Annotated in this window: 14 protein-coding genes; 9 read left to right on the top strand and 5 right to left on the bottom strand. The window is 63.7% G+C overall.

The annotated features are described in order from the left end of the window. Positions 1-81 precede the first annotated feature (81 nt). Entirely contained in the window at positions 82-678 is a 597-nt protein-coding gene (locus ACI3EV_RS09935) for a nitroreductase family protein (protein WP_337690186.1), read from the top strand. Positions 679-755: 77 nt separating this feature from the next. Here ACI3EV_RS09935 and ACI3EV_RS09930 read toward each other — a convergent pair whose 3' ends face one another. Further along, positions 756-1,082, bottom strand: coding sequence for a DUF134 domain-containing protein (locus ACI3EV_RS09930; RefSeq protein ID WP_329769303.1), 327 nt, complete (start codon positions 1,080-1,082; stop codon positions 756-758). 252 nt (positions 1,083-1,334) lie between these two features. Between ACI3EV_RS09930 and cydD the strand changes: the two genes are divergently transcribed. The 7 genes from cydD (at position 1,335) to ACI3EV_RS09895 (ending at position 9,041) form a co-directional block, all read left to right on the top strand. Further along, on the top strand, positions 1,335-3,062 hold the full coding sequence (gene cydD, locus ACI3EV_RS09925; protein ID WP_337690188.1) for a thiol reductant ABC exporter subunit CydD: 1,728 nt from the start codon (positions 1,335-1,337) through the stop codon (positions 3,060-3,062). Then, on the top strand, positions 3,059-4,759 hold the full coding sequence (locus tag ACI3EV_RS09920) for an ATP-binding cassette domain-containing protein (RefSeq protein WP_337690190.1): 1,701 nt from the start codon (positions 3,059-3,061) through the stop codon (positions 4,757-4,759). The genes cydD and ACI3EV_RS09920 overlap by 4 nt, the downstream gene beginning before the upstream one ends. Before the next feature lie 79 nt (positions 4,760-4,838). Then, positions 4,839-6,431 carry a cytochrome ubiquinol oxidase subunit I gene (locus tag ACI3EV_RS09915; protein WP_337690192.1) on the top strand — a complete coding sequence of 531 codons (1,593 nt, stop codon included), beginning with the start codon at positions 4,839-4,841 and terminating at the stop codon, positions 6,429-6,431. Between the two features lie 25 nt (positions 6,432-6,456). Next, entirely contained in the window at positions 6,457-7,614 is a 1,158-nt protein-coding gene (gene cydB, locus ACI3EV_RS09910; protein WP_329769297.1) for a cytochrome d ubiquinol oxidase subunit II, read from the top strand. A gap of 47 nt (positions 7,615-7,661) precedes the next feature. Beyond that, positions 7,662-7,781 carry a cytochrome bd-I oxidase subunit CydX gene (cydX, locus tag ACI3EV_RS09905; RefSeq protein ID WP_329769296.1) on the top strand — a complete coding sequence of 40 codons (120 nt, stop codon included), beginning with the start codon at positions 7,662-7,664 and terminating at the stop codon, positions 7,779-7,781. A gap of 193 nt (positions 7,782-7,974) precedes the next feature. Beyond that, positions 7,975-8,385, top strand: coding sequence for an OsmC family protein (locus ACI3EV_RS09900; RefSeq protein WP_337690195.1), 411 nt, complete (start codon positions 7,975-7,977; stop codon positions 8,383-8,385). A gap of 101 nt (positions 8,386-8,486) precedes the next feature. Next, complete coding sequence (locus ACI3EV_RS09895) at positions 8,487-9,041, top strand: NADPH-dependent FMN reductase (RefSeq protein ID WP_329769294.1); 555 nt, start codon at positions 8,487-8,489, stop codon at positions 9,039-9,041. 85 nt (positions 9,042-9,126) lie between these two features. On the opposite strand, the gene aspA is transcribed toward ACI3EV_RS09895, so the two are convergent. Next, a complete protein-coding gene (gene aspA, locus ACI3EV_RS09890) occupies positions 9,127-10,542 on the bottom strand; it encodes an aspartate ammonia-lyase (protein ID WP_405197988.1) in 1,416 nt (471 codons plus the stop codon). A gap of 182 nt (positions 10,543-10,724) precedes the next feature. Here aspA and uvrA point away from each other — a divergent pair, with 182 nt between their 5' ends. After that, positions 10,725-16,544 (top strand): excinuclease ABC subunit UvrA, encoded by a 5,820-nt coding sequence (uvrA, locus tag ACI3EV_RS09885; RefSeq protein WP_337690199.1) that lies wholly within the window; start codon positions 10,725-10,727, stop codon positions 16,542-16,544. A 388-nt stretch (positions 16,545-16,932) separates the two neighbouring features. On the opposite strand, the gene ACI3EV_RS09880 is transcribed toward uvrA, so the two are convergent. Genes ACI3EV_RS09880 through ACI3EV_RS09870 form a run of 3 tightly spaced genes read right to left on the bottom strand, consistent with a single transcriptional unit; the run spans position 16,933 to position 23,054 of the window. Continuing rightward, positions 16,933-20,127 carry a type I restriction endonuclease subunit R gene (locus ACI3EV_RS09880; protein WP_337690201.1) on the bottom strand — a complete coding sequence of 1,065 codons (3,195 nt, stop codon included), beginning with the start codon at positions 20,125-20,127 and terminating at the stop codon, positions 16,933-16,935. Then, positions 20,111-21,508 carry a restriction endonuclease subunit S gene (locus ACI3EV_RS09875; RefSeq protein WP_337690204.1) on the bottom strand — a complete coding sequence of 466 codons (1,398 nt, stop codon included), beginning with the start codon at positions 21,506-21,508 and terminating at the stop codon, positions 20,111-20,113. The genes ACI3EV_RS09880 and ACI3EV_RS09875 overlap by 17 nt, the downstream gene beginning before the upstream one ends. Then, complete coding sequence (locus ACI3EV_RS09870) at positions 21,498-23,054, bottom strand: class I SAM-dependent DNA methyltransferase (protein WP_337690207.1); 1,557 nt, start codon at positions 23,052-23,054, stop codon at positions 21,498-21,500. Before ACI3EV_RS09870 ends, ACI3EV_RS09875 begins: the two co-directional genes overlap by 11 nt. Positions 23,055-23,449: the final 395 nt, after the last annotated feature.

Below are 23,449 nucleotides of genomic sequence, written 5' to 3'. Positions count from 1 at the left end.
GCCCTACTATTGAATCCATGGCAGCGCAGTGCTGCCGATTTCTTGAGCCCGAGCGGGCCAGACCATTTTCAGGAGAACACCATGAGCCAGTTTATCGACATCATCAGCAAGCGCCGCAGCCAGTACGCCCTGGGCAAGAACCTGCCGCTGTCCCAGGACGCTGTGACGCGCCTGATCCAGGATGCCGTCAAGCAGTCTCCTTCCGCCTTCAACTCGCAGAGCTCGCGCGCCGTGATCCTGTTTGGTGCCGAGAGCAACAAGTTCTGGGGTTTCGTGATGGACGCGCTGCGCCAGATCGTGCCGGCTGACAGCTTTGGCCCGACCGAAGCCAAGATCAACAGCTTTGCTGCCGGCGCCGGTACTGTGCTGTTCTACGAAGACCAGGACGTGGTGAAGGGCCTGCAGGAGCAGTTTGCTGCCTACGCCGACAACTTCCCGATCTGGTCCGAGCAGGCCAGCGGTATCGCCCAGTTTGCCGTGTGGGTGGCACTGTCTGAAGCCAACATCGGCGCCAGCCTGCAGCACTACAATCCGCTGCCGGATGCGGCTGCCGCTGCCGAGTGGAGCCTGCCGGCCAGCTGGAAGCTGCGCGCCATGATGCCTTTCGGTTCCAACGAAGGCGGCTTTGGCGAGAAGGCCTACATGGATGACGCCGAGCGTTTCCGCGTGCACGGCTGATGCATCAGGCTGGCCACGGCCAGCCTTGCCCGCCTGACGGGCACGATCCCTGACGGGGTCTGGATCGGGAAACCGGTTCAGGCCCCGTTTTTGTCGTCTGGCTGCGTGGCCGCCGGGTCGGTATCGTTGCCGTCATTGATGCGCAGCGCCTTGCCGTGCAGGATGGCGGTGGCAACCTTGTTGCGGGCGCGCGCGACGATGTTGCCAAAGGTCTGGCGTGAAATGCACATGTGCATGGCGGCATCGATCTGGTAGAGCTGTTCCACATCGGCCAGGCGCAGCGCTTCGAGCTCGTCCAGTTCGAGTACGACTTCTTCCAGCTCGTGCACCGGAATGCCGCGCGGCTTGAAATAGTTGGCCACGACGTCACAGGACACGTGGCGGCTTTTGTAGGGTCTGGCCATGGCTGTATGCGTAACCTCCTTGCAGACAGTGTGACGACAGGGTGCCTGCGAGCATAGTCCGGTAGCGCGCCGGCTTGCCAGTCCCATTCAGGGGGAGCTGGCTGGCCCTTCCGGCTGATTGACAGGGCAATTGGTTTGTGGGAGACCGACCCGGCAGCATGGCTACTGGCGATCTGGTAAGGTAGGCGCACCATCCTGCTGACAGGGTGGACCAGCCACCCGGGTTGTATCCGGCACGGCTGGCTACGGTGCATGTCCAATTCCTTGTCTGTCCCCCGCCGTGACCCACGCTGGCCCTTGCTGCTGCAGGGGCTGGGCTCCCTGTTGTGGCTGGTCCAGGCCTGGTGGCTGGCTGCCGTGGTGGCCGCGCTGATGGCGCAGGCGACCGGCTCGGGGCCAGCAGCGGATCTGCCGCGGCTGATCGGGCAGGCGGCCTTGCTGGTGGCCGGACTGGGCGTGCTGCGTGCCGGCCTGGAATATGCCGGTACCCGCATCACCTGGCTGCAGGCGCGCCAGGGGCTGAGCGCGCTGCGCTGGCAGCTGGCGGAACGCCTGCGCGCCAGTTCCCCGATCGATGCGCAGCGCCCACCCTCCGGCCAGATCACCCGGGTCTGGATGGAGCAGGCCGAGGCGGTGCTGCCCTGGCGGGCGCGCTACCAGGCGGCGCAGTGGCGCGTGCTGATCGTGGCGCCCTGTATTGCCCTGGTGGTGGCGTATCACAGCTGGCTGGCGGCCTTGCTGCTGCTGATGGCGGCACCGCTGATTCCGCTGTTCATGGCCATCATCGGCTGGCGTGCCCAGGCGATCAGCGAGGCGCAGCTGCAATCGCTGGGTAGTTTGCATGGCCAGTTGCTGGAGCGCCTGCGCGGCTTGCCAACCCTTCGCGCCCTGCATGCGGTGGATGCCGCCGCCAGCCGCCTGACGGCGCAGGGCAGCAGCGTGGCACGCAAGACCATGCGCGTGCTACATGTGGCGATGCTGTCATCGGCCGTGCTGGAACTGTTTTCGGCGCTGGGCGTGGCGCTGGTGGCGGTGTATATCGGCTTTCATCTGCTGGGCGAGCTGCATTTTGGTACCTGGGGTGCGCCGCTGGGCCTGCATGCCGGCCTGTATGTGCTGATGCTGGCACCGGCCTTTTTCGAGCCGCTGCGCGAACTGTCGGCAGTCTGGCATGACCGCGCCAATGGCCAGGCAGCGCAGCAGGGGCTGGAGCAGATGCTGGATGGACTGGCACCGCTGGTGATGCAGCCGCAGCCGGTAGCGGTGTCGGCGCAGACGGTGCCTGCGCGCGCGCCGGGCATCGTGCTGGACGGTGCCGTCCCGGCGGTGGGCCGCATGACGGATGGCGTTCCGATGGTGGAGGACAGTGCCGGCCTGGACCTGCAGATTCCCGCCGGTGCCCAGGTGGCGATCACCGGTCCGAGCGGTAGCGGCAAGAGCACGCTGCTGGCCATGGTGGCCGGTCTGGCGGCCTTGCGGCAGGGCGAGATCCGGATTGATGGAATACGGCTGGACGATGCCAGCGTGGCCGGCTTGCGCCAGCGCATGGCCTGGATGGGGCAGCAGCCGGCATTCTTTGCCGGTACGCTGCGCAGCAATCTGACGCTGGGCCGCGACAGCACGCCAGCGCAGATCACGCAGTTGCTGCAGCAGGTTGGGCTGGGTGATGTCTACCGACAGCGTGGCGCGCAGCCGCTGGGCGAGGGCGGTAGCGGCATCTCCGGCGGCGAAGCCCTGCGGCTGGCGCTGGCGCGACTGGCTCTGGCGCAGGATGCCGACCTGCTGCTGCTGGACGAGCCAACCGCACACCTGGATAGTGATACGGCGTCGCAGGTGATAGAGACGCTGTTGCGCATCGCGCGGGGCAAGACGCTGCTGGTGGCCACGCATGATCCGGCGTTGATCGCGGTGCTGCCGCAGCAGCTGGCGCTGGATGGTGCTGGCCGCGTGCACTGGGTACGGCAGGAGGTATCGGCATGAAGGCGCCACGTCAGCGCCAGGCGCTCCGACTGCTGTTGCAGGCTTTGCTGGACAAGCAAGGGCGCGGCATGGCGATAGGCGTGCTGCTGGCCTGCACCACGGCGCTGGCTGGCGTGCTGCTGCTGGGGATTTCGGGCTGGTTTATTGCCGGTACGGCCATTGCCGGGCTGGCCGGTGCGGCGGCGATCGCGTTTGACGTGTTCACGCCCTCGGCCAGCATCCGGCTGCTGGCACTGGGGCGCACGGCAGCACGCTATGGCGAACGCGTGACGACGCACGCCGCCACGCTGCAGGCGCTGGTGGCGGTGCGCGAGCGCCTGTTCCGTGCCTTTGCCGTACGCGGCGTGGCTGATGGCGGGCGCTGGCGCCTGCACCCGAGCCGCATGCTGTTGCGCCTGACGCGCGATCTGGATGCGGCGGAATCGCTCTACCTGCGGCTGATCGTGCCGACGGCGGCGGCCGTGTGCGGCACGCTGCTGATCAGCCTGTGGCTGGCCTGGCATCATCCGGGCCTGGGACTGGCCGGCCTGCTCTGGTTCCTGCTGTGGGGCTTTGGCATCGTGCTCTGGCTGGTGCGCAGCACTACGCGGCTGAGCCTGGCGCAATCACGGCTGGCGGAACGCCTGCGCCAGCTCAGCCTGGATCTGGCTGGCGCGCAGACCGAGCTGGTGATGGCGAACCAGCTGGATGCCTGGCTGGCGCGCTGGCAGCAGACTGAGGCGCAGCTGGCGACTCTGGATGCCCGGCTGCAGCGCCGTGATGCCTGGGCCGCAGCGCTGTGGCAGATGCTGCATTCCCTGACGCTGGCGGCAGCGGCAGTCGCGGCTGGCTGGCTGGTGCTGCAGCACGGCATGTCGGTGCCGAATGCGGCTTTCCTGCTGCTGATGGCGATGGCCGGCATGGAGCCGTTTGCCGCGATGCGGCGCGGGGCGCTGGAATGGTCGGCCAGCCTGTTGGCGGCGCGGCGGCTGGCGCAGCCCTTGCGCGCCCGGCCCGAGGCCGATGCGCCCTTGCCGGTACCCGCTGACGGCCTGGCGGCCGAACTGCGCCAGGTCACGGTGGCTGGGGCGCAGCAGCCGCGTGTCGCCAACGTTGATCTGGCGGTGGCGCAGGGTGAAGTCGTGGCACTGATCGGGCCGAGCGGCAGTGGCAAGTCCACGTTGCTGGCGCTGATTGCCGGCGAGCTGGCGGCCGATGCCGGCAGCGTGCAGGCGCAGCCGGATGTGGCGCTGCCGCAGCAGCCGGCGCTGTTCCACGACAGCGTGCGCGCCAACCTGAATTTGCAGCAGCGTGATCTGGACGATGCCGTCCTCTGGCAGGCGCTGGAGGCGGCCGGCCTGCAGGCGGTCATCGCGGCGCGGCCGGACGGGCTGGATGCACTGCTGGGCGAAGGCGGGCTCGGCCTGTCACGCGGGCAGGCGCGCCGGCTGGCGCTAGCACGGCTGTTCCTGGCCGAGAGCGATTTCTGGCTGCTGGACGAACCGACGGACGGTCTGGACAGCGTGACCGCCGCCGAGGTGCTGGACGGCCTGGCCGCAGCGCTGCAGAATCGGACCGGCGTGATCGCCACCCATGTGCGGCGCGAGGCGGCGCTGGCGGACCGGCTGCTGGTACTGGACAAGGGGCGCGTGACCGGGAACTGGCCACGCGGATCGTCGGGCTACGCCCAGGCGCTGGCGCGTCTGCGCGACGGTTGAGCGTCATCGGCCTGACGCCGGCAGCTGCCAGCATCGGGTGCAGGTTTTTTGGACTGGGATACGAAGGAGGTAGTTTTCCATGGATCTCGATATTGTTGGGCTGTCACGGCTGCAGTTTGCCGCCACGGCCATGTACCACTTCCTGTTTGTGCCACTCACGATCGGACTCGCGATCATGCTGGCCATCATGGAAACCGTCTATGTGATGACCAAGCGGCCGATCTGGCGGCAGATGACCAAGTTCTGGGGCACGCTGTTCGGCATCAACTTTGCGATTGGCGTGGCCACCGGCATCGTGATGGAATTCCAGTTCGGCATGAACTGGAGCTATTACAGCCACTATGTCGGCGACATTTTCGGTGCGCCGCTGGCGATCGAGGGCCTGATGGCCTTCTTCCTGGAGGCGACGCTGGTCGGCCTGTTCTTCTTTGGCTGGGAGCGGCTGAGCAAGGTCAAGCACCTGATCGTCACCTGGGCGATGGCGCTGGGCACCAATTTCTCGGCGCTGTGGATCCTGATTGCCAATGGCTGGATGCAAAACCCGGTGGGTGCGGCGCTGAATCCGCAGACCATGCGCATGGAAGTGACCAGCTTTGCCGAGGTGCTGTTCAACCCGGTCGGACAGGCCAAGTTCGTGCACACGGTATCGGCCGGCTACACCATGGCGGCGATGTTCGTGCTCGGCATTTCGGCCTGGTACCTGCTCAAGGGGCGGCATATCGATCTGGCGCGACGCTCGATGACGGTGGCGGCGTCCTTTGGCCTGGCCTCGGCGCTGTCGGTGGTGGTGCTGGGCGATGAAAGCGGCTACCTGTCCGGCGAGCACCAGAGCATGAAGCTGGCCGCGATCGAGGCGATGTGGGAAACCGAGCCGGCACCGGCTTCGTTCACCGCCTTCGGCCTGCCGAACCAGGCCGAACGCCGCACCGATTACGCCGTGCACGTGCCCTGGGCCATGGGCCTGATCGGCACGCGCTCGCTGACGACCGAGATCCCGGGCATCAACGACCTGGTGAAGCAGGCCGAGGGCCGCATCCGCAACGGCATGCAGGCCTATGACGCGCTGGAGGAAATCCGCAGCCACGGCCACGGCGAGATTCCGGCCGAGCTGCGCGCCCGTTTTGATGCGCACAGCAAGGATCTGGGCCACACGCTGCTGCTGAAAGCCTATCTGGACGATCCGCGCCAGGCCACGGAAGAGCAGATTGCCGCTGCCGCCTGGGACACCGTGCCGCAGGTGGCACCGCTGTTCTGGACCTTCCGCATCATGGTCGGGCTGGGCATGTACTTCATCCTGCTGACGGCGGTGTTCTTCTGGCTGTCGGCGCGCCACCAGCTCGACCGGCACCGCTGGCTGCTCAAACTGGCGGTGTGGAGCATCCCGCTGCCCTGGATTGCCGCCGAATGCGGCTGGTTTGTTGCCGAGTTTGGCCGCCAGCCCTGGGCGATCGACGGCGTGCTGCCAGTGGCGGTGGCGGTATCGAACCTGAGTGCCAGCACCGTGCTGATCTCGCTGCTGGGCTTTGTCGCGCTCTACACCGTGCTGCTGGTGGTGGAAATGAAGGTGATGCTCAAGGCGATCCGCAAGGGCCCGGTGTTGGACGCCCAGGACAAGCGCGAGCTGAAAACCTCGCCCTACGCGCTGCCGCAGCAGACGGCGGCCCAGCCCTGAACCGGACACAAGAGGAGAGATAACCATGATTCTTCACGAACTCCTGAGCTATGAGGTCTTGCGCGTCATCTGGTGGCTGCTGCTGGGCGTGCTGCTGGTGGCATTTGCCGTGACCGATGGATTCGACCTGGGCGTCGGCATGCTCAACCCCTTTGTCGCGCGCACCGATGTCGAGCGCCGCGTCGGCATCAACACCATCGGCCCGATCTGGGAAGGCAACCAGGTCTGGCTGATCCTGGGTGGCGGCGCGATTTTTGCCGCCTGGCCGCAGCTGTACGCGGTGTCGTTTTCCGGCTTCTACCTGGCGATGTTTGCCATCCTGCTGGCGCTGATCCTGCGTCCGGTCGGCTTCAAGTACCGCAGCAAGATCGAAAGCCCGGCCTGGCGCACCACCTGGGACTGGTGCCTGTTCATTGGCGGCCTGGTGCCGGCGCTGGTGTTTGGCGTGGCCATGGGCAATGTGCTGCAGGGCGTGCCGTTCCGGCTCGAACCCGACATGCAGATCTACTACGACGGCACGTTCTTTGGCCTGCTGAATCCGTTTGCGCTGCTGTGCGGCCTGGTGTCGGTGGTGATGCTGGCGGCGCATGGCGCGGCCTGGCTGCAGCTCAAGACCGAAGGGGCGGTGCAACAGCGCGCACGCCGCTATGGCCGCATCTTTGCGCTGCTCACGCCAGTGCTGTTCATCCTGGCCGGCGTGATGCTGTGGCTCACGGTGGACGGCTACCGCATCACCAGCGAGGTGCTCACCTCCGGCCCGTCCAATCCGATGATGAAGACGGCTGAAGGCGGCGTGGCCGGCCAGTGGTTTGCCAACTATGCCAAGGCCCCCGTGCTGTGGCTGGTGCCGGCGCTGGGCGTGCTGGGCTCGCTGCTGGCGGCCTGGGGCTTCACGCAGCGGCGCGAGCTGTTCACGCTGTTGGCCAATGGCGTGGCCGTGGCCAGCACGGTGCTGAGCGTGGGCGTGTCCATGTTCCCCTTTATCCTGCCGTCCAGCGTGCAGCCGCAGGCCAGCCTGACGGTCTGGGACGCCTCCTCCAGCCACCTGATCCTGTTCATCATGCTGGTGGCCAGCATCATCTTCATCCCGATCATCCTAGCCTATACCAGCTGGGTCTATTCGGTGATGCGCGGCAAGGTCACGGAAGAAGAGATCGAGGAGGGCGGTGGCCATGCCTACTGAGCAACTGCACCCCTTTCCCTGCAAGCATTCACAGAAGGAGATCTGACATGTGGTATTTCGCCTGGCTTCTGGGACTGCCGCTGGCAGCCCTGTTCGCGGTCATGAACGCGATGTGGTTCGAGATGATGGAGGACGATCTGCGTCAGAAGAAGGAACAGCAGCGCTGAGGCGCTGACAGCGGGGATCTGACGCCCCGTTGACCGTAGCCGCGCCAGCCGGGAGCGATCCTGGCTGGCGTTTTGCCTTGCGCAGGCCGGTGTGACAGGAAGCAAAGTCCGCTAAATGATCAGGCCTTGTCGCCAGTGCGCCGTAACGCGGTGGTAGGCTGTGGGCAGCCCCATTTTCTGAAGGAGACCGATCATGTCCGCCACTCCCTTTGTCCGCGCCACCCTGGGCGATACCCCGTATCTGGTCACGCTCCAGGACGACCTTGGTCACAGCTGGACCGCCGATGAGCCCGAGGAGCTGGGCGGCGGCAATACCGCCAGCAGCCCGGATCGGCTGATCCTGGCCAGCCTGGGCGCCTGCACCGCGATCACGATCCAGATGGTGGCCACGCGCCGCCAGATTCCGCTGACCGGCGTGCAGGTGGAGCTCTCGCTGAACCCGGATGGCAAGCCGGAAGCCGGTACCGATATTGCACGCCGCGTCCTGCTGCAGGGCGAGCTGGACGAGGACCAGCGTGCCCAGCTGCTGAAAATCGCCAATATCTGCCCGATGCACAAGCTGCTGACCGGCGAGGTGCGCATCAGCACCGAACTGGCGGATTGAGCGCTGGTCCTACAGCAGGCGCTTGTCCATGCCCACGATGATGGCTTCTGCCGCTTTTTACACTGAGCCTTCCCCGACAACCCCTGCATGAGGAGATAACGATGTCCCAGTACCAGATCGCCATGGTGGTTGGCAGCCTGCGCCAGGATTCCTATAACCGGAAGCTGGCCCAGGCGCTGACGAAGATGGCACCGCCGGAGTTTTCCTTTGATTTTGTCGAGATCGGCGACCTGCCGCTCTACAACCAGGACGACGATGCGAACCAGGCCGAGCAGGTCAAGCGCATGAAGCAGCAGATTGCCGCGGCGCAGGGCGTGATCTTCGTGACGCCGGAATACAACCGCTCGATTCCGGGCGTGCTGAAAAACGCACTGGACCACGGCTCGCGCCCCTACGGCCAGAACGTCTGGGCCGGCAAGCCGGCTGGCGTGATCGGTGCCTCCATGGGTGCTATCGGCACGGCGCTGGCACAGCAGCACCTGCGCAACATCATCTCCTACCTGGACATGCCGACGCTGACCGCGCCCGAGGCCTACCTGAAGTTTGACGACAACACGGTGGATGCCGACTTCCAGTTCACCAATGCCGGCACGCAGAAGTTCGTGCAAGGCTGGGTCGATGCCTATGTCGCCTGGGTGAAGAAGATCGCCGGCTGATACGGACCGCTTGCCCACAAGACAACAGGCCCCGGTGCAGTTCACACCGGGGCCTGTTGCGTTCAGGCGAGGCTGAAAGAAGCGCTTACTTCTTGTTGTAGGCGCGCGGCTGCGTCAGCAGCTCGGCGCTCAGCGCGTCGTCCAGGTCCTGTTCGGACATCAGCTGGCGCTCCAGCACGATGTCGCGCACATTGCGGCCCTGCACGAAGGCGTCGGTGGCGATCTGCGTGGCCAGCTTGTAGCCGATGATCGGGTTCAGTGCCGTGACCAGCGAGATCGAGCTTTCCACGTTCTGGCGCAGGCGCTCCTCGTTGGCGGTGATGCCGGACACGCAGCGGTCAGCCAGCGTGACGCAACCGGTGGCCAGCAGGCCCAGGCTGCGCTGCAGCGACTTGGCAATGATCGGCTCAAAGGCGTTCAGCTGCATCTGGCCACCTTCGGCGGCGAAGTTGATCGTCACGTCGTTGCCGAACACCTCGAAGGCGACCTGGTTCACCACTTCGGGGATCACCGGGTTGACCTTGCCCGGCATGATGGACGAGCCGGCCTGCATGGCAGGCAGGTTGATCTCGCCAAAGCCGGCGCGCGGGCCGCTGGACAGCAGGCGCAGGTCATTGCAGATCTTGGACAGCTGCACGGCAATGCGCTTGAGCACGCCGGACAGCTCGACGAAGTCGCCGCAGTCCTGCGTGGCTTCGATCAGGTTGGGGGCGGTGGACAGGTCCAGGCCGGTGATCTCGCGCAGGTGGCGCAGCGAGCGCGCAGCGTACTCGGGGTGGGCCGTGATGCCGGTACCGATGGCGGTAGCGCCCAGGTTGATCACGTACATCAGCTTCTCGGCCTTCTCCAGGCGCATCATGTCTTCTTCCAGCATGACGGCGTAGGTGGAGAACTCCTGGCCCAGCGTCATCGGCACGGCGTCCTGCAGCTGGGTGCGGCCGATTTTCAGCAGGCCGGAAAACTCCTCGGCCTTGGCGGCGAAGGCGTTGCGCAGGTGGGTCATGGCGCCCAGCAGGTTGCGGATGGCAAAGCAGGCGGCGATGCGGATGGCGGTCGGGTACACGTCGTTGGTGCTTTGCGCCATGTTGACGTGTTCGTTCGGGTGCAGGTACTGGTATTCACCGCGCTGGTGGCCCATCAGCTCCAGCGCGCGGTTGCAGACCACCTCGTTGGCGTTCATGTTGGTGGAGGTGCCGGCACCGCCTTGCACCACGTCCACCACGAACTGCTCATGCAGCGCGCCGTTGCGGATTTCGGCACAGGCGGCGACGATGGCATCAGCCTGTTCCTGCGGTAGCAGGCCGAGTTCCAGGTTGGCCTTGGCAGCGGCGGCCTTGACGGCGGCCAGCGCCTCGATCAGGCGCGGCATGGTGTTGATGTTGATACCGGAAATCTGGAAGTTTTCCTGGGCACGCAGGGTGTGGACACCGTAATAGGCTTCGGCGGGGACTTCGCGGTCGCCCAGCAGGTCGTGTTCCAGTCGGGTAGTGGTCATGGTCATGAATCTGGTTATAGGTGTAACAGGTTGAACCTGTCTATTTTCCAGATAAGCCAAATCGCACGGAAGACTATGGTTTTTCCCCATGCTGATTGCAGCGTTTGCCGATCTGGGCAAGGCCTTGTTCATACAGGTGTCCGGTGCTGCTCCTACAATCATTGGCTACCCTCCCAGGAAGAGTCCACATGTCTGAAGCCATCCCCACCTCCGCCGTGTCCCAGCCTGTCGCCAGCGAGGCCGCTGGCAGCTATCTGGGCGAACGTATCCGCATCCGGGGCGCGCGCCAGAACAACCTGCGCAACCTGGATCTGGACATCCGCACCGGCGAGCTGACGGTGGTGACCGGGCCCAGTGGTTCCGGCAAGTCCAGCCTGGTGTTCGATACCCTCTACGCCGAGGGCCAGCGCCGTTACGTGGAAACCTTCAGCGCCTATGCGCGCCAGTTCCTGGACCGCATGGACAAGCCGGCGGTGGACCGGGTGGAGGGCGTGCCGCCGGCGATTGCGATCGACCAGACCAACCCGGTGCGTACCAGCCGCTCCACCGTGGGCACCATGACCGAGCTGAACGACCACCTGAAGCTGTTCTTTGCCCGCTTTGGCCATCTGCATGACCGCGTCACCGCCTTGCCGGTGCGCCAGGACCATCCTGATTCCATCTTCGCCGACTTGCAACAGCGCGCTGCCGAGGCCGGTGATCCGCGTCTGGTGCTGACCTTTCCGGTGGAGCTGCCGGACAACACGACCGAGGAAGAAATCGAGCAGTGGCTGTCGGCATCGGGCTATACCCGGGTGCAGGAGCGCGAGCAGAGCGGCGACCGCAAGATCCTGCACGTGGTGGCAGACCGATTCCGCATGGGCAAGGTCGAGCGCAGCCGCGTGATCGAGGCACTGGAAAGCGCGCTGCGCCATGGTGAAGGCCGGGTGCGCGTCTATGTGCTGCCGGCGGAAGGCGAGGGTGAGCCGGCGCTGTGGAAATACGCCAGCAGCCTGCTGTGCCCGGAAAGCGGCGTCGCCTACAGCGCGCCGCTGCCATCCATGTTCTCGTTCAACTCGGCGGTAGGCGCCTGCGAGGCCTGCCGCGGCTTTGGCCGCGTGATTGGCGTGGACTGGGGCCTGGTGATTCCGAACCAGAAGCTGACGCTGCGCCAGGGCGCGATCAAGCCGATCCAGACGCCGGCCTGGGTCGAGGCGCAGGACGATCTGATGCGCCATGCCGAAGAAGCCGGCATTCCGCGTGACACCTCCTGGCACAAGCTGACCGAGGCGCAGCAGCGCTGGGTGATTGACGGTGCGCCCAACTACAAGGGTGGCTGGAACAAGCAGTGGTACGGCATCCAGCGCTTTTTTGACTACCTGGAAACCAAGGCCTACAAGATGCATATCCGGGTGCTGCTGTCCAAGTACCGCAGCTACACCGAGTGTCCGACGTGTGCCGGTGCGCGCCTGAAGACGGAAAGCCTGCTCTGGCGTGTGGGCGACAAGGCGCAGGCCGATGCCGTGCTGCCGCCAGAAAAGCGCTTCATGCCGCGTGGCACCGACTGGACGCGTGCGCAGCTGGAAGCCTTGCCCGGCCTGTGCCTGCACGACCTGATGCAGCTGCCGATCGAACGGTTGCGGCAATTCTTTGCGCTGCTGGCCGAATCCGGCGCGCAGCAGGCCAGCGATGCCGCCGACGTGCAGGCGCAGAAGCTGCTGTTCGAGGAAATCGGCAACCGGCTGCGCTATCTGTGCGATGTCGGCATTGGCTACCTGACGCTGGACCGGCAGAGCCGCACCCTGAGTGGCGGCGAGGTGCAGCGCATCAACCTGACGACGGCGCTGGGAACCTCGCTGGTCAACACCTTGTTCGTGCTGGACGAGCCCAGCATCGGCCTGCACCCGCGCGACATGCACCGCATCACCCAGGCCATGCTGCGCCTGCGCGATGCCGGCAACACGCTGGTGGTGGTGGAGCATGATCCGGCGGTGATGTGGCCGGCCGACCGCATCATCGACATGGGCCCGGGGCCGGGCGAGCGCGGCGGCCAGATCGTGTTTGACGGCACGCCGCAGGACCTGCGCCAGGCCGCCACGCTCACCGGTGACTACCTGAGCGGCCGGCGCCAGGTGATCGATCCGGCCCGCTGGCAGCTGCGTCCGGTGCAGGACAACACGCCACGCCTGATCCTGGAAGGCGTGCGCGCCAACAACCTGCAGGACGTGTCGCTGGAGATTCCGTTGCAGCGCATGGTCTGCGTCACCGGCGTGAGCGGATCGGGCAAGTCCACGCTGATCCAGGACGTGCTGGCACCGGCGCTGCTGCGCCAGTTTGGCAAGGCCACCGAGACGCCGGGCGAGCATGATCGTCTGCTGGGCGCGGACCATCTGTCCGACGTGGTGTTCGTGGACCAGTCGCCGATCGGCAAGACGGCGCGTTCCAACCCGGTGAGCTATGTCGGCGCCTGGGATGCGATCCGCCAGCTGTTTGCCACCGCGCCGCTGTCGCAGCAGCGCGGTTATACCGCGAGCAAGTTCAGCTTCAACAGTGGCGATGGCCGTTGCCCGACCTGTGGCGGCAGCGGTTTCGAGCATGTGGAGATGCAGTTCCTGAGCGATGTCTACCTGCGCTGCCCGGACTGCGACGGCAAGCGCTACCGCCCGGAAATCCTGGAAGTGACGATAGAGCGCGGTGGGCGCACACTGAACGTGGCCGATGTGCTGGAACTGACGGTGCACGAGGCGGTGCTGCTGTTTGGCGCCAGCACGCCCGATGCCGCCGCGCGTGGCCCGGCGCATGCGCCGGATCGCGAGGTGCTGCGTGCGCTCAAGCCGATCGTGGATGTGGGCCTGGACTATGTGCGCTTGGGCCAGCCGGTACCGACGCTGAGCGGCGGCGAGGCGCAGCGCCTGAAGCTGGCTGGATTCCTGGCCGAAGCGGCAAAAAGCGCCAGCAAGAGCCGACAGCGGCTGGCGGCGAAAGGCACGCTGTTCCTGTTTGACGAGCCGACCACCGGCCTGCATTTCGACGACATTGCGCGGCTGATGCAAGCCTTCCGCCAGCTGCTGGAGGCCGGCCATTCGCTGGTGGTGATCGAGCACAACCTGGACGTGATCCGCGCCAGCGACTGGTTGATTGACCTGGGGCCGGAAGGCGGCGAGGGTGGTGGCTGCATCGTGGCGCAGGGCACGCCGGAGCAGGTGCGCCAGGTGGCGGCCAGCCATACCGGGGCCGCGCTGCGCGACTACGATCGCGCCATGGGCTTTGATGGCGCGCCCGGCGTGCATGAGGCGGCATTGCCCTATGCCGTGCCGGAACGGCGCGAGCGTGCGCCCGTGAACAACGCGATCGAGGTGGTGCACGCCAACGAGCACAACCTGAAGAACCTGTCGGTGCAGGTACCGCGCGGCCAGTTCAACGTGATTACCGGCGTCAGCGGTTCCGGCAAGTCCACGCTGGCGTTTGACATCATCTTCAACGAGGGCCAGCGCCGCTATCTGGAAAGCCTGAACGCCTATGCGCGCAGCCTGGTGCAGCCGGCCGGCCGGCCCGAGGTGGATGCGGTGTACGGCATTCCGCCCACGGTCGCGATCGAACAGCGTCTGAGCCGCGGTGGCCGCAAGAGTACCGTGGGCACGACGACCGAGGTCTGGCATTTCCTGCGCCTGCTGTACGTGAAACTGGGCGTGCAGCACTGCGTGCATGACGACGCGCCGGTGCAGCCGCAAAGCATGGAGCGCATCCTGGCGCAGATCCTGCAGCAGTACCGTGGCCAGCATGTCGGCCTGCTGGCACCGCTGGTGACGGGGCGCAAGGGCGTCTATACCGAGCTGGCCGACTGGGCGCGCCCGCGTGGCTACACGCATTTGCGCGTGGATGGCGAGTTTCTGCCGACCACCGGTTTTCCGCGCATTGACCGCTTCAAGGAGCACCATATCGAGCTGCCGGTGCTGAGCCTGGATATTACGCCGGAGAACGAGGAGCTGCTGCGCGTGGGCCTGCAGACGGCGCTGCAGCACGGCAAGGGCGTGGTGCAGGTGATCAGTGCGCTGGATGGCCTGTCTGAAGCGATGACGGCGGGCAGCAGCACGGCGGCGATCGGCGAGGTGCAGGTGTTTTCTACCCTGCGTGCCTGCCCGGTGTGCGCCACCAGCTATGCCGAGCTGGATCCGCGCCTGTTCAGCTACAACAGCAAGCAGGGCTGGTGCCCGGATTGCGTGGGTACCGGCCTGAAGCTGGATCGCAAGCAGCGCGAGGCGCTGGATGATTCCGTGGCGCAAAAGGACAACAAGGGTCGCGAGCAGACCTTTGCCGAGCCTGATGTGGAAGTGGTGGGCAGCCAGCCCTGCCCGAGCTGCCACGGCACGCGGCTGAACCCGGTGGCGCGCCAGGTGCGGCTGCACGGTATCGGCATTACCGAGGTGGCGGCGATGAGCGTGGCTGATGTGGCGTTGTGGCTGGATGGCCTGCAGTTTGAGGGCCGCGAGGCCGAACTGGCGCGCGACATCCTGCCGGAGATTGGCAACCGGCTGGCCTTCTTGCAGCAGGTGGGGCTGGGTTACCTGACGCTGGACCGGGGCGCGCCGACGCTATCCGGCGGCGAGGCGCAGCGCATCCGGCTGGCGGCACAGCTGGGCAGCAATCTGCAGGGCGTGTGCTATGTGCTGGACGAGCCGACGATTGGCCTGCACCCGCGTGACAACCAGATCCTGATTGATGCGCTGCAGGACTTGAGCGACAAGGGCAATACGCTGCTGGTGGTGGAGCATGACGAGGATACGATTCGCCGGGCCGACCATGTGATTGATATTGGCCCGGGTGCCGGCATTCGCGGTGGCCGGGTGGTGGCGCAGGGCACGGTGGAGGATATTGCGGCTGATGCCGATTCCGTGACCGGGCGTTATCTGCGCGATGCGATGCGGCACCCGCTGCGTGGCGAACGTCGCGCGGTGGATGCCGAGACGCCGCTGCTGACGGTGCACGAGGCCAGCCTGCACAACCTGCAGCAGCTGACGGCCTCGGTGCCGCTGCACCGGCTGGTGGCGGTGACGGGCGTGAGCGGATCGGGCAAGTCCAGTTTTGCGCGCGATGTGCTGCTTGCGAATGTGGAGGCGATTGTGCTGCAGCGCTCCACCAGGGCCGGGCGCGAGGCGGATGAGCGCGGCGAGCGGCCGGCCTGGAGCGGCTGCCACAGCGTGACGGGTTACGAGACGATCCAGCGCGTGCTGGAGGTGGACCAGACGCCGATCGGCAAGACGCCGCGTTCCTGTCCGGCGACGTATGTGGGTTTCTGGGATGCGATCCGCAAGCTGTATGCCGGCACGCTGGAGGCGAAGGCGCGTGGCTTTGGGCCGGGGCGTTTCAGCTTCAACACCGGCGAAGGGCGTTGCCCGGGCTGTGAAGGGCAGGGCATGCGCACGGTGGAGATGAGCTTTCTGCCTGACGTGAAAGTGCCGTGCGAGGTGTGCCACGGTGCGCGCTTCAACCCGCAGACGCTGGCCGTGACCTGGCGCGGCAAGAGCATTGGCGAGGTGCTGCAGATGGAGGTGGATGATGCGGTGGAGTTCTTTGCCAGCATGCCGTCCATCGCGCACCCGTTGCGGCTGCTGCAGGACGTGGGCCTGGGCTACCTGACCCTGGGCCAGCCCTCACCCACGTTGAGCGGCGGCGAGGCGCAGCGCATCAAGCTGGTGACAGAGCTGACCAAGGTGCGCGACGACATCACGCGCCGCGGCCAGAAAGCGCCGCATACGCTGTATGTGCTGGACGAGCCTACCGTGGGCTTGCATATGGCGGATGTAGAAAAGCTGATCCATGTGCTGCACCGCCTGGTGGATGGCGGGCATAGCGTACTGGTGATTGAGCACGATCTGGATGTGGTGGCTGAGGCGGATTGGGTGCTGGATCTTGGGCCGGAAGGTGGTTCAGGAGGCGGACAGTTGGTTGTGGCTGGGGCGCCTGAAGAGGTGGTGGCTGCGGGGAGTCATACGGGGAGGGCGTTGGTTCCAGTGCTGGCTCGTGGTTAATTGAGCAGCACTATTCACCTCCGGAACTGTTCCGGAGCCGACTTATGATCGTCCTGGATGCGACATTTAGCAGCTTGAACTACCCAGAAATGGCTGGATCAATACAAATAATCTGATGGAGATTTTTGAGGGGATTTGAATAGGTTTTTAGTTTCAGAATCTTGAAAATGTCCATGGTTGTTACCTTCCCTACTTCTAGGGGAAACAGCTCTGAGAACGGCATTTCGTGTCTCGAGGTATTTGCGCTGATAGTCTGGGACGATGTAGGAATACTCCTTGACGGCCTCTTCGATCCTGAATTTTAGTTTTCGATTCGCGCCTTGTCTCTGGATTTCTACTATTCAAGTCTCAGTGAACTAACGTTTCTTGCCGGTTTGCATTAACTGGTTTAACGACGAGCAACCGACCACCCAGAAGATAACGCTTCTGCTTGCTGTAACACGGTTTGCACCGCCGCGTCCTGCAGATCAGGCGGGTAGCCGTGCTTCCGCAAAATACGCTTCACCAGCACCCGCATACGCGCACGGGCAGATTCACGGTGTGCCCAGTCAACCGACACGTTCTCGCGCAGGCTCATCAGCAATTCGTGTGCAATCAGCTTGAGATTGCCATCGCCCATCATCTGCAAGGCGCTTTCGTTCTCGGCGAGGGCGTCGTAGAAAGCGATTTCTTCGTCTGACAGCCCGGATTCTTCGCCACGCTGGCTGGCCGCGCGGATGTCTTTGGCCAGTTGGATCAACTCCTGCAGCACCTCGGCGGTGGTGATGGCGTTGGCGTGGTAGCGCGCTACCGCGTCCTCCAATCGCTCCGAGAAAGCTTTGGTCTGCACCACGTTGGCCTTGCTGCGCGAGCGAATGCCGTCGTTGATCAACTTGCGCAGGGCCTCCAGTGCAAGGTTCTTCTTCTCCATCTGCTGAACTTCGGCGAGGAACTCGTCCGAGAGGATGGAGATGTCCGGGCTCTTGATGCCCGCGGCGGCCAGGATGTCCACGATCTCGGTCGAGACCACCGCACGACTGACGATTTGCTGGATAGCCAGCTCACGCTCTTGCTGGGTCACGCCGGAGCCAGTACTGCTCTTGACCAGCGCGGCACGGATCGCCTGGAAGAATCCGACTTCCTCCCGTATTTCGCGGGCCTCGTCAGAGGCGGATGCCAGGGCGAAAGCCTTGGACAACGCCAGCACGGCGTCCTGGTATCGGCGGTGAGCGTTCTTCTTGCCTTCCTTGGTTTTCTCTTTCGCCGCCAACTTCTGTTGCAGGTCGAGAATCCACTCGATAGCACCCGCCATCATCGCTAGGCGCTCCTGCGGCGTGCCGCTCAACGCGGAGACGTAATCGTAGCCATGGTACATGTCCCGCACGACTTCGTACTTCTCCATCATTACCGCGATGGCCTGGGATTCGTCGATGCCAGTGTTTTCCTGGTCGTTCTTGGAATACTGTTGCAGCGCCGACTTCAGGTTTTGCGCGATGCCAATGTAGTCCACTATCAGCCCTGCAGGCTTGTCTCGAAACACGCGGTTCACGCGCGCAATCGCCTGCATCAGTCCATGGCCCTGCATCGGCTTGTCAACGTACATCGTGTGCATACACGGCGCGTCAAAGCCGGTCAGCCACATATCCCGCACGATCACCAGCTTGAGCGGGTCTTTGGGATCGCGGGCACGCTTGGCCAGCAGATCGCGCCGCGCCTTGTTGCCGATGTGCTGCTGCCACTCCTGCGGGTCGCTCGCTGCGCCCGTCATCACGATCTTGACCGCTCCCGCGTTGTCATCGGCGCTGTGCCAGTCCGGGCGCAGCTTGACGATCTCATCGTAGAGCTTGACGCAGATGCGGCGGCTCATACAAACAACCATCGCCTTGCCATCCAGCGCCGCCACGCGATCCTCGAAGTGCGCGACCATGTCCTTGGCCACCAGTGCCAGGCGCTTGTCGCTGCCGACCAGTGCTTCCACCGTTGACCACTTCTGCTTGAAGCGCTCCTGGTCGGTTTCGGAATCCTCCTCGGTCAGTTCGTCGACTTCGGCGTCGATCTTCGGCTTCTCTTCCTCATCGAGTTCGATGCGCGCCAGCCGCGACTCGTAGTAGATCGGCACGGTCGCGCCATCTTCGACCGCACGGCTGATGTCGTAGACATCGATGTAGTTGCCGAACACCGCCGGGGTGTTGACGTCGTCCGCTTCGATGGGCGTGCCGGTAAAGCCGATGAACGATGCGTTCGGCAGGGCGTCGCGCATGTACTTGGCAAAGCCGTAGGAGATTTCGCCGGTCTTGGCGTCAACCTTGGCCTTGAAGCCGTATTGACTGCGGTGCGCTTCATCCGCGATGACGACTACGTTGCGGCGTGTGGTGAGCGGCTCCGCAACCTCGCCGAACTTCTGCAAGGTCGTGAAAATCACGCCGCCCGAGGCCCGGCTCAAGACCTTCTGAAGATCTTCCCGGCTCTCGGCCTGCACCGGCGTCTGCCGGATCAGGTCGCGGCACATCGAGAAGGTCGAGAAGAGCTGATCGTCGAGGTCGTTGCGGTCAGTCAGCACCACCAGCGTCGGATTGGCCATTGCCGGGTGTTTGACCAGTTGCCCCGCGTAGAACGCCATCAGCAGGCTTTTGCCCGAGCCCTGGGTGTGCCAAATCACGCCCGCGCGTTTATCGCCTTGACGTTGAGTTTTCACACTTGGCAAACCGTAGCCAGCAGGGTCTTCTGCCACCCCTTCCACTGTCATCGAAGCACGAACAGTCGATGCCACCGCGTGACGCACCGCATGGAACTGGTGATAGCCCGCGATGATCTTGGCCAGCCCCGAACCGGTTTCGCCGAAGACCGTGAAGTGACAGAGCAGATCAAGCAGGCGGCGATGTTCGAACACGCCTTCGATCAGCGTCGAGAGTTCCGGCGCGCCCTTCGGGGCAACGTCTGTGCCGTCGGTGGTGCGCCACGGCATGAAGCGCTCAAGGTCTGCCGAGAGTGAACCCACTCGGGCTGCAATGCCGTCCGATGTGACCAGCAGCGCGTTGGTGTTGAATAACGCCGGAATTTGCTTCTTGTAGGTCTGCAGTTGATTGAAGGCACCCAGCAGATGTGCACCCGCACTGCCCGGCGCTTTCAGCTCGATCACGCCCAGCGGCAAGCCGTTCACGAACACCACGACATCGGGCCGCCTGTTGTTCTGGCCGTTGATCACCACGAACTGGCTCACTGCCAACCAGTCGTTCTGCTCTGGGTGTTCGAAGTCGACGAGCGCGACCTTGCCTGCCGTCAGTGTGCCGTCGTCGGCGTAATACTCGACGTCCACGCCTTCCGTCATCAGCTTGTGGAGGCGGCGGTTTTCTTCGAGTAATGAGGGCAGTTCGGACTGCGTCACCTTCCGAATTGCATCCTGACGTGCCTCCAATGGGAGGCCAGGGTTCAGGCGTGCAACGGCGTCCTCGAACCGCTTCTTGAGCACGACCTCATCGTGGCTCTCACGCGCCGGGCGGTGTCCATCGGGGCCGATGTCTTCCTCACGTTCGATGCTGTAGCCCAGCGCTCGCAGCTGCTCCAGCAACGCCTGTTCGACGGCGGCTTCAGTTAGAAAAGCCATTATGGTTCTCCTGGTTTTCAACGATGCGCTGCGCATCGGGCACACGCAGCTCGCCGGAAATCAGCTTGGGTAAAAGGGTGTCGCGCAGTTGGGCGAGAGAACTAGACTCATTGACATTGGAAAGGATCGTATCGAATAAGCCAGCGATACTTTGTTCGAATCGCTGGCATATGTTCTCTGGTGGCTGCACGGTTCGTACTGCTTCGAATGTCTTTCGTGTAATAGTCGAGAAAACAGAGCCGTGCGCCATCGTTCTGAGCTGTTCAACCATGCGCTGGGCAGAAAGAAATACGAAGTAATTTCCTGAACCGTTCTTGCCACGAAGCGCATAGCACGATTGGTTGAATGTCATATCACACCCAGTGATGGCTAAATTACCAACTGTGCCACGTGCTGAAATGATGGTTGTACCTTTGTTAATAAGACGCGCCGAACTTCCATTCAGCCCCGCTGGCGTAATCGACTTCTCAGTTTGAACGACGAATACATCACCTGATGCTGGAGTGTCCACGACCGAAAACCACGGAATGTCACCATTCCAGTACTCACTAACGGCAGTTTTCGGCGTGCCACCCCCGATAATTTCAATTGCATCAGAAAAACTACCAATTTCCCAGCCCTCCGGAATGTCCCCCAACACCGAATCGACAAGCCGGTCGGGGAAGAGGTCGTAGAGGTGCGCGGGCAGGCCGGGGAGCGACTGGCCGCGCTGCCAGCGGCCTTCGATCTTGGCGTGCACCGGCTCGAAGTCCACGAACCACGCTTTGAACAGGGTGCGAGCCATCGACTCCAGCGTTTCGTTCGTGCGCCGGTTGAGCTCGATCTTGTCGTCCAGTGCGCCGAGGATGTGGGCGATAGCGCGTTGCTCATCGATGGGCGGTTCCAAGAAGGGACACGCACTGAGAATTGACGTATTTAAATTCGGCATCGTCGCGCCGTGAGCGTGGCGGACGATCCACTCCCGCACGCTCGGATGACCGAGGTAATGCGACACAAACCGAGGGTCCGCCCCTTTCTCACCAAGGCGAACACGAAGGCAACCAGTCCCGCACAGCCAACCATTTTCATGAGTGCGAACGAGGGCTCGACGCTCGACATCACCGCGTCGGCTATAGACGATATCCCCGGTCCGAACGAGGTAGCGGCTCAAGCGTTGCGCATCCTCTGGCGTAATACGCGCAATACCTTCCTCGTGAAGCCGGTTGTCTCCGATGTTCTGGGGCATGATCGACGGGATGCCAACGGGTACATAGTCGGCTGCGTGCAACTGACTGCCGAAGGGGCCCGTCTGAATATCTCCACCGCCTTCGGCGCACGCAGCACCAAGCGTTTTGTATTTCCAACCGGGAGGGATAGAACCGAACAATTCCTCACTCACCATATCCCAGCTCCTTCAGGTTGGCCTCAATCGCGGCATCCAGCTTGACCGCCTCCGCCCGCTGCTCGCGCCACTGCGCGGAAAGGCTCATCATCTTTTCCTCGAAGGGCTCGCCGTCATCTTCCTGTTCGGCCGCGCCCACGTAGCGCCCCGGTGTCAGCACATGGCCGTGCTTGCGGATGTCCTCCATCGATGCAGACTTGCAGAAGCCCGCCAAGTCGGCGTACTCCCCAGCACCGTCCTCACCGCGCCAAGCGTGGTATGTGTCGGCGATCTTCTGGACTTCTTCGTCGGCGAGTTCACGCCGGGTGCGATCCACCAGCACGCCCAGCTTGCGGGCGTCGATGAACAGCACTTGCCCGCGCCGGTCGCGCAGACCCTTTCCAGGGTTTTTGTTGCGAGCCAGGAACCACAGGCAGGCGGGAATCTGCGTGGAGTAAAAGAGCTGCCCGGGCAGCGCGACCATGCAATCCACTGCGTCGGCCTCGAGCATCGCTTTGCGGATGTCGCCCTCGCCGGACTGGTTCGAACTCATCGAACCATTGGCCAGCACCACGCCTGCCGTGCCGTTGGGCGCGAGGTGGTGGTAGATGTGCTGCAGCCACGCGTAGTTGGCGTTGCCCACGGGCGGTGCGCCAAATTTCCAGCGCACGTCTTCACGCAGGCGGTCGCCGCCCCAGTCGGAGATGTTGAAGGGCGGGTTGGCGAGAATGTAGTCGGCCTTGAGGTCGCGCAGTTCGTCTTTGTGAAAGCTGCCCTCGTTGTTCCAGCGGATGTCCGAATCAATGCCGCGCACGGCCAGATTCATTTTGCACAGCCGCCACGTGGTGTAGTTTGACTCTTGCCCGTAAATCGCAATGTCGCCAATGCGGCCGCCGTGCTCCTGCACGAACTTTTCCGACTGAACGAACATCCCGCCCGAGCCGCAACACGGGTCGTACACGCGGCCGGAGTACGGCTCCAGCATTTCGACCAGCACGCGCACCACGGAGCGCGGCGTGTAGAACTCGCCGCCACGCTTGCCTTCGGCACCGGCGAACTGGCCCAGGAAATACTCGTACACGCGCCCGAGGATGTCCTTGGAGCGGTCGCCTTCCTCGTTGAGCGCAATGCCGGAGATCAGGTCGATCAGCTCGCCCAGCATCACTTTGTTGAGGGCGGGGCGAGCGTAGTCCTTGGGCAGTACGCCCTTGAGTGACTCATTATCTTTTTCGATGGCGCGCATCGCGTCATCAATCAAAGTGCCAATGGTGGGCAGCTTGGCGTTGGCCTGAAGGTGCGACCAGCGCGCCTCCTTCGGCACCCAGAACACGTTGTCCGCGAGGTATTCGTCTTTGTCCTCGGCAGCCTGCGCATCTTCGGCTAGCAGCGCCTTGTGCTTGGCCTCGAAGGCGTCGGAGATGTACTTCAGGAAGATGAGCCCGAGCGCGACGTGCTTGTAGTCGCTGGGTTCCATGTTGCCGCGCAGCTTGTCGGCGGCCTTGAAAAGGTCAGCCTCGAAGCCGAGGTTGCTTCCGCTGCCGATTTTGACGGTATCGTTCTTTGCCATCGTATTCCTATATCTTGCGTGATGTCTCTGCCACTGAACTTTATTCTATGGTTAGAGCTTATCATTCTCAACGCCGGATAGCGTTAACTGGATGCTGGCCAATACATTAATGCCTTGCTATGTTTGATATTGTGAAAGAGCAGAGGCTACACACAGTCAAAGATCGGCAATGTGCATGTTGTGTAAACAGCTGCTTGGCTGCTTATCGTGGATCATATGATTGGCCTGCGGTCAGAGCATCCCATCCTGTACTGTTCATTGTGATGGGGTGGTGGCGGCTACCTAGCACTCTTCACGTCATCGTCGCCGTCACTTGAACGAACTAGTGAGAGTCGGTCTTGCATGGTGCAGAATACTTTGTGGCTGCTGTCGTTGAATAGCCTGACGCTCCCAAC

The organism is Allobrachymonas wangyanguii (assembly GCF_045055315.1).
In the GTDB taxonomy this organism is placed as follows: domain Bacteria; phylum Pseudomonadota; class Gammaproteobacteria; order Burkholderiales; family Burkholderiaceae_C; genus Brachymonas; species Brachymonas wangyanguii.
Note: the sequence above shows the minus strand (reverse complement) of the source record. Positions and strands in the feature narration are given on the sequence as shown.

Coding starts and splice junctions, on each gene's coding strand:
- ACI3EV_RS09935 (WP_337690186.1), top strand. CDS start 82: ATGAGCCAGTTTATCGACATCATCAGCAAGCGCCGCAGCCAGTACGCC.
- ACI3EV_RS09930 (WP_329769303.1), bottom strand. CDS start 1,082: ATGGCCAGACCCTACAAAAGCCGCCACGTGTCCTGTGACGTCGTGGCC.
- cydD (WP_337690188.1), top strand. CDS start 1,335: ATGTCCAATTCCTTGTCTGTCCCCCGCCGTGACCCACGCTGGCCCTTG.
- ACI3EV_RS09920 (WP_337690190.1), top strand. CDS start 3,059: ATGAAGGCGCCACGTCAGCGCCAGGCGCTCCGACTGCTGTTGCAGGCT.
- ACI3EV_RS09915 (WP_337690192.1), top strand. CDS start 4,839: ATGGATCTCGATATTGTTGGGCTGTCACGGCTGCAGTTTGCCGCCACG.
- cydB (WP_329769297.1), top strand. CDS start 6,457: ATGATTCTTCACGAACTCCTGAGCTATGAGGTCTTGCGCGTCATCTGG.
- cydX (WP_329769296.1), top strand. CDS start 7,662: ATGTGGTATTTCGCCTGGCTTCTGGGACTGCCGCTGGCAGCCCTGTTC.
- ACI3EV_RS09900 (WP_337690195.1), top strand. CDS start 7,975: ATGTCCGCCACTCCCTTTGTCCGCGCCACCCTGGGCGATACCCCGTAT.
- ACI3EV_RS09895 (WP_329769294.1), top strand. CDS start 8,487: ATGTCCCAGTACCAGATCGCCATGGTGGTTGGCAGCCTGCGCCAGGAT.
- aspA (WP_405197988.1), bottom strand. CDS start 10,542: ATGACCATGACCACTACCCGACTGGAACACGACCTGCTGGGCGACCGC.
- uvrA (WP_337690199.1), top strand. CDS start 10,725: ATGTCTGAAGCCATCCCCACCTCCGCCGTGTCCCAGCCTGTCGCCAGC.
- ACI3EV_RS09880 (WP_337690201.1), bottom strand. CDS start 20,127: ATGGCTTTTCTAACTGAAGCCGCCGTCGAACAGGCGTTGCTGGAGCAG.
- ACI3EV_RS09875 (WP_337690204.1), bottom strand. CDS start 21,508: ATGGTGAGTGAGGAATTGTTCGGTTCTATCCCTCCCGGTTGGAAATAC.
- ACI3EV_RS09870 (WP_337690207.1), bottom strand. CDS start 23,054: ATGGCAAAGAACGATACCGTCAAAATCGGCAGCGGAAGCAACCTCGGC.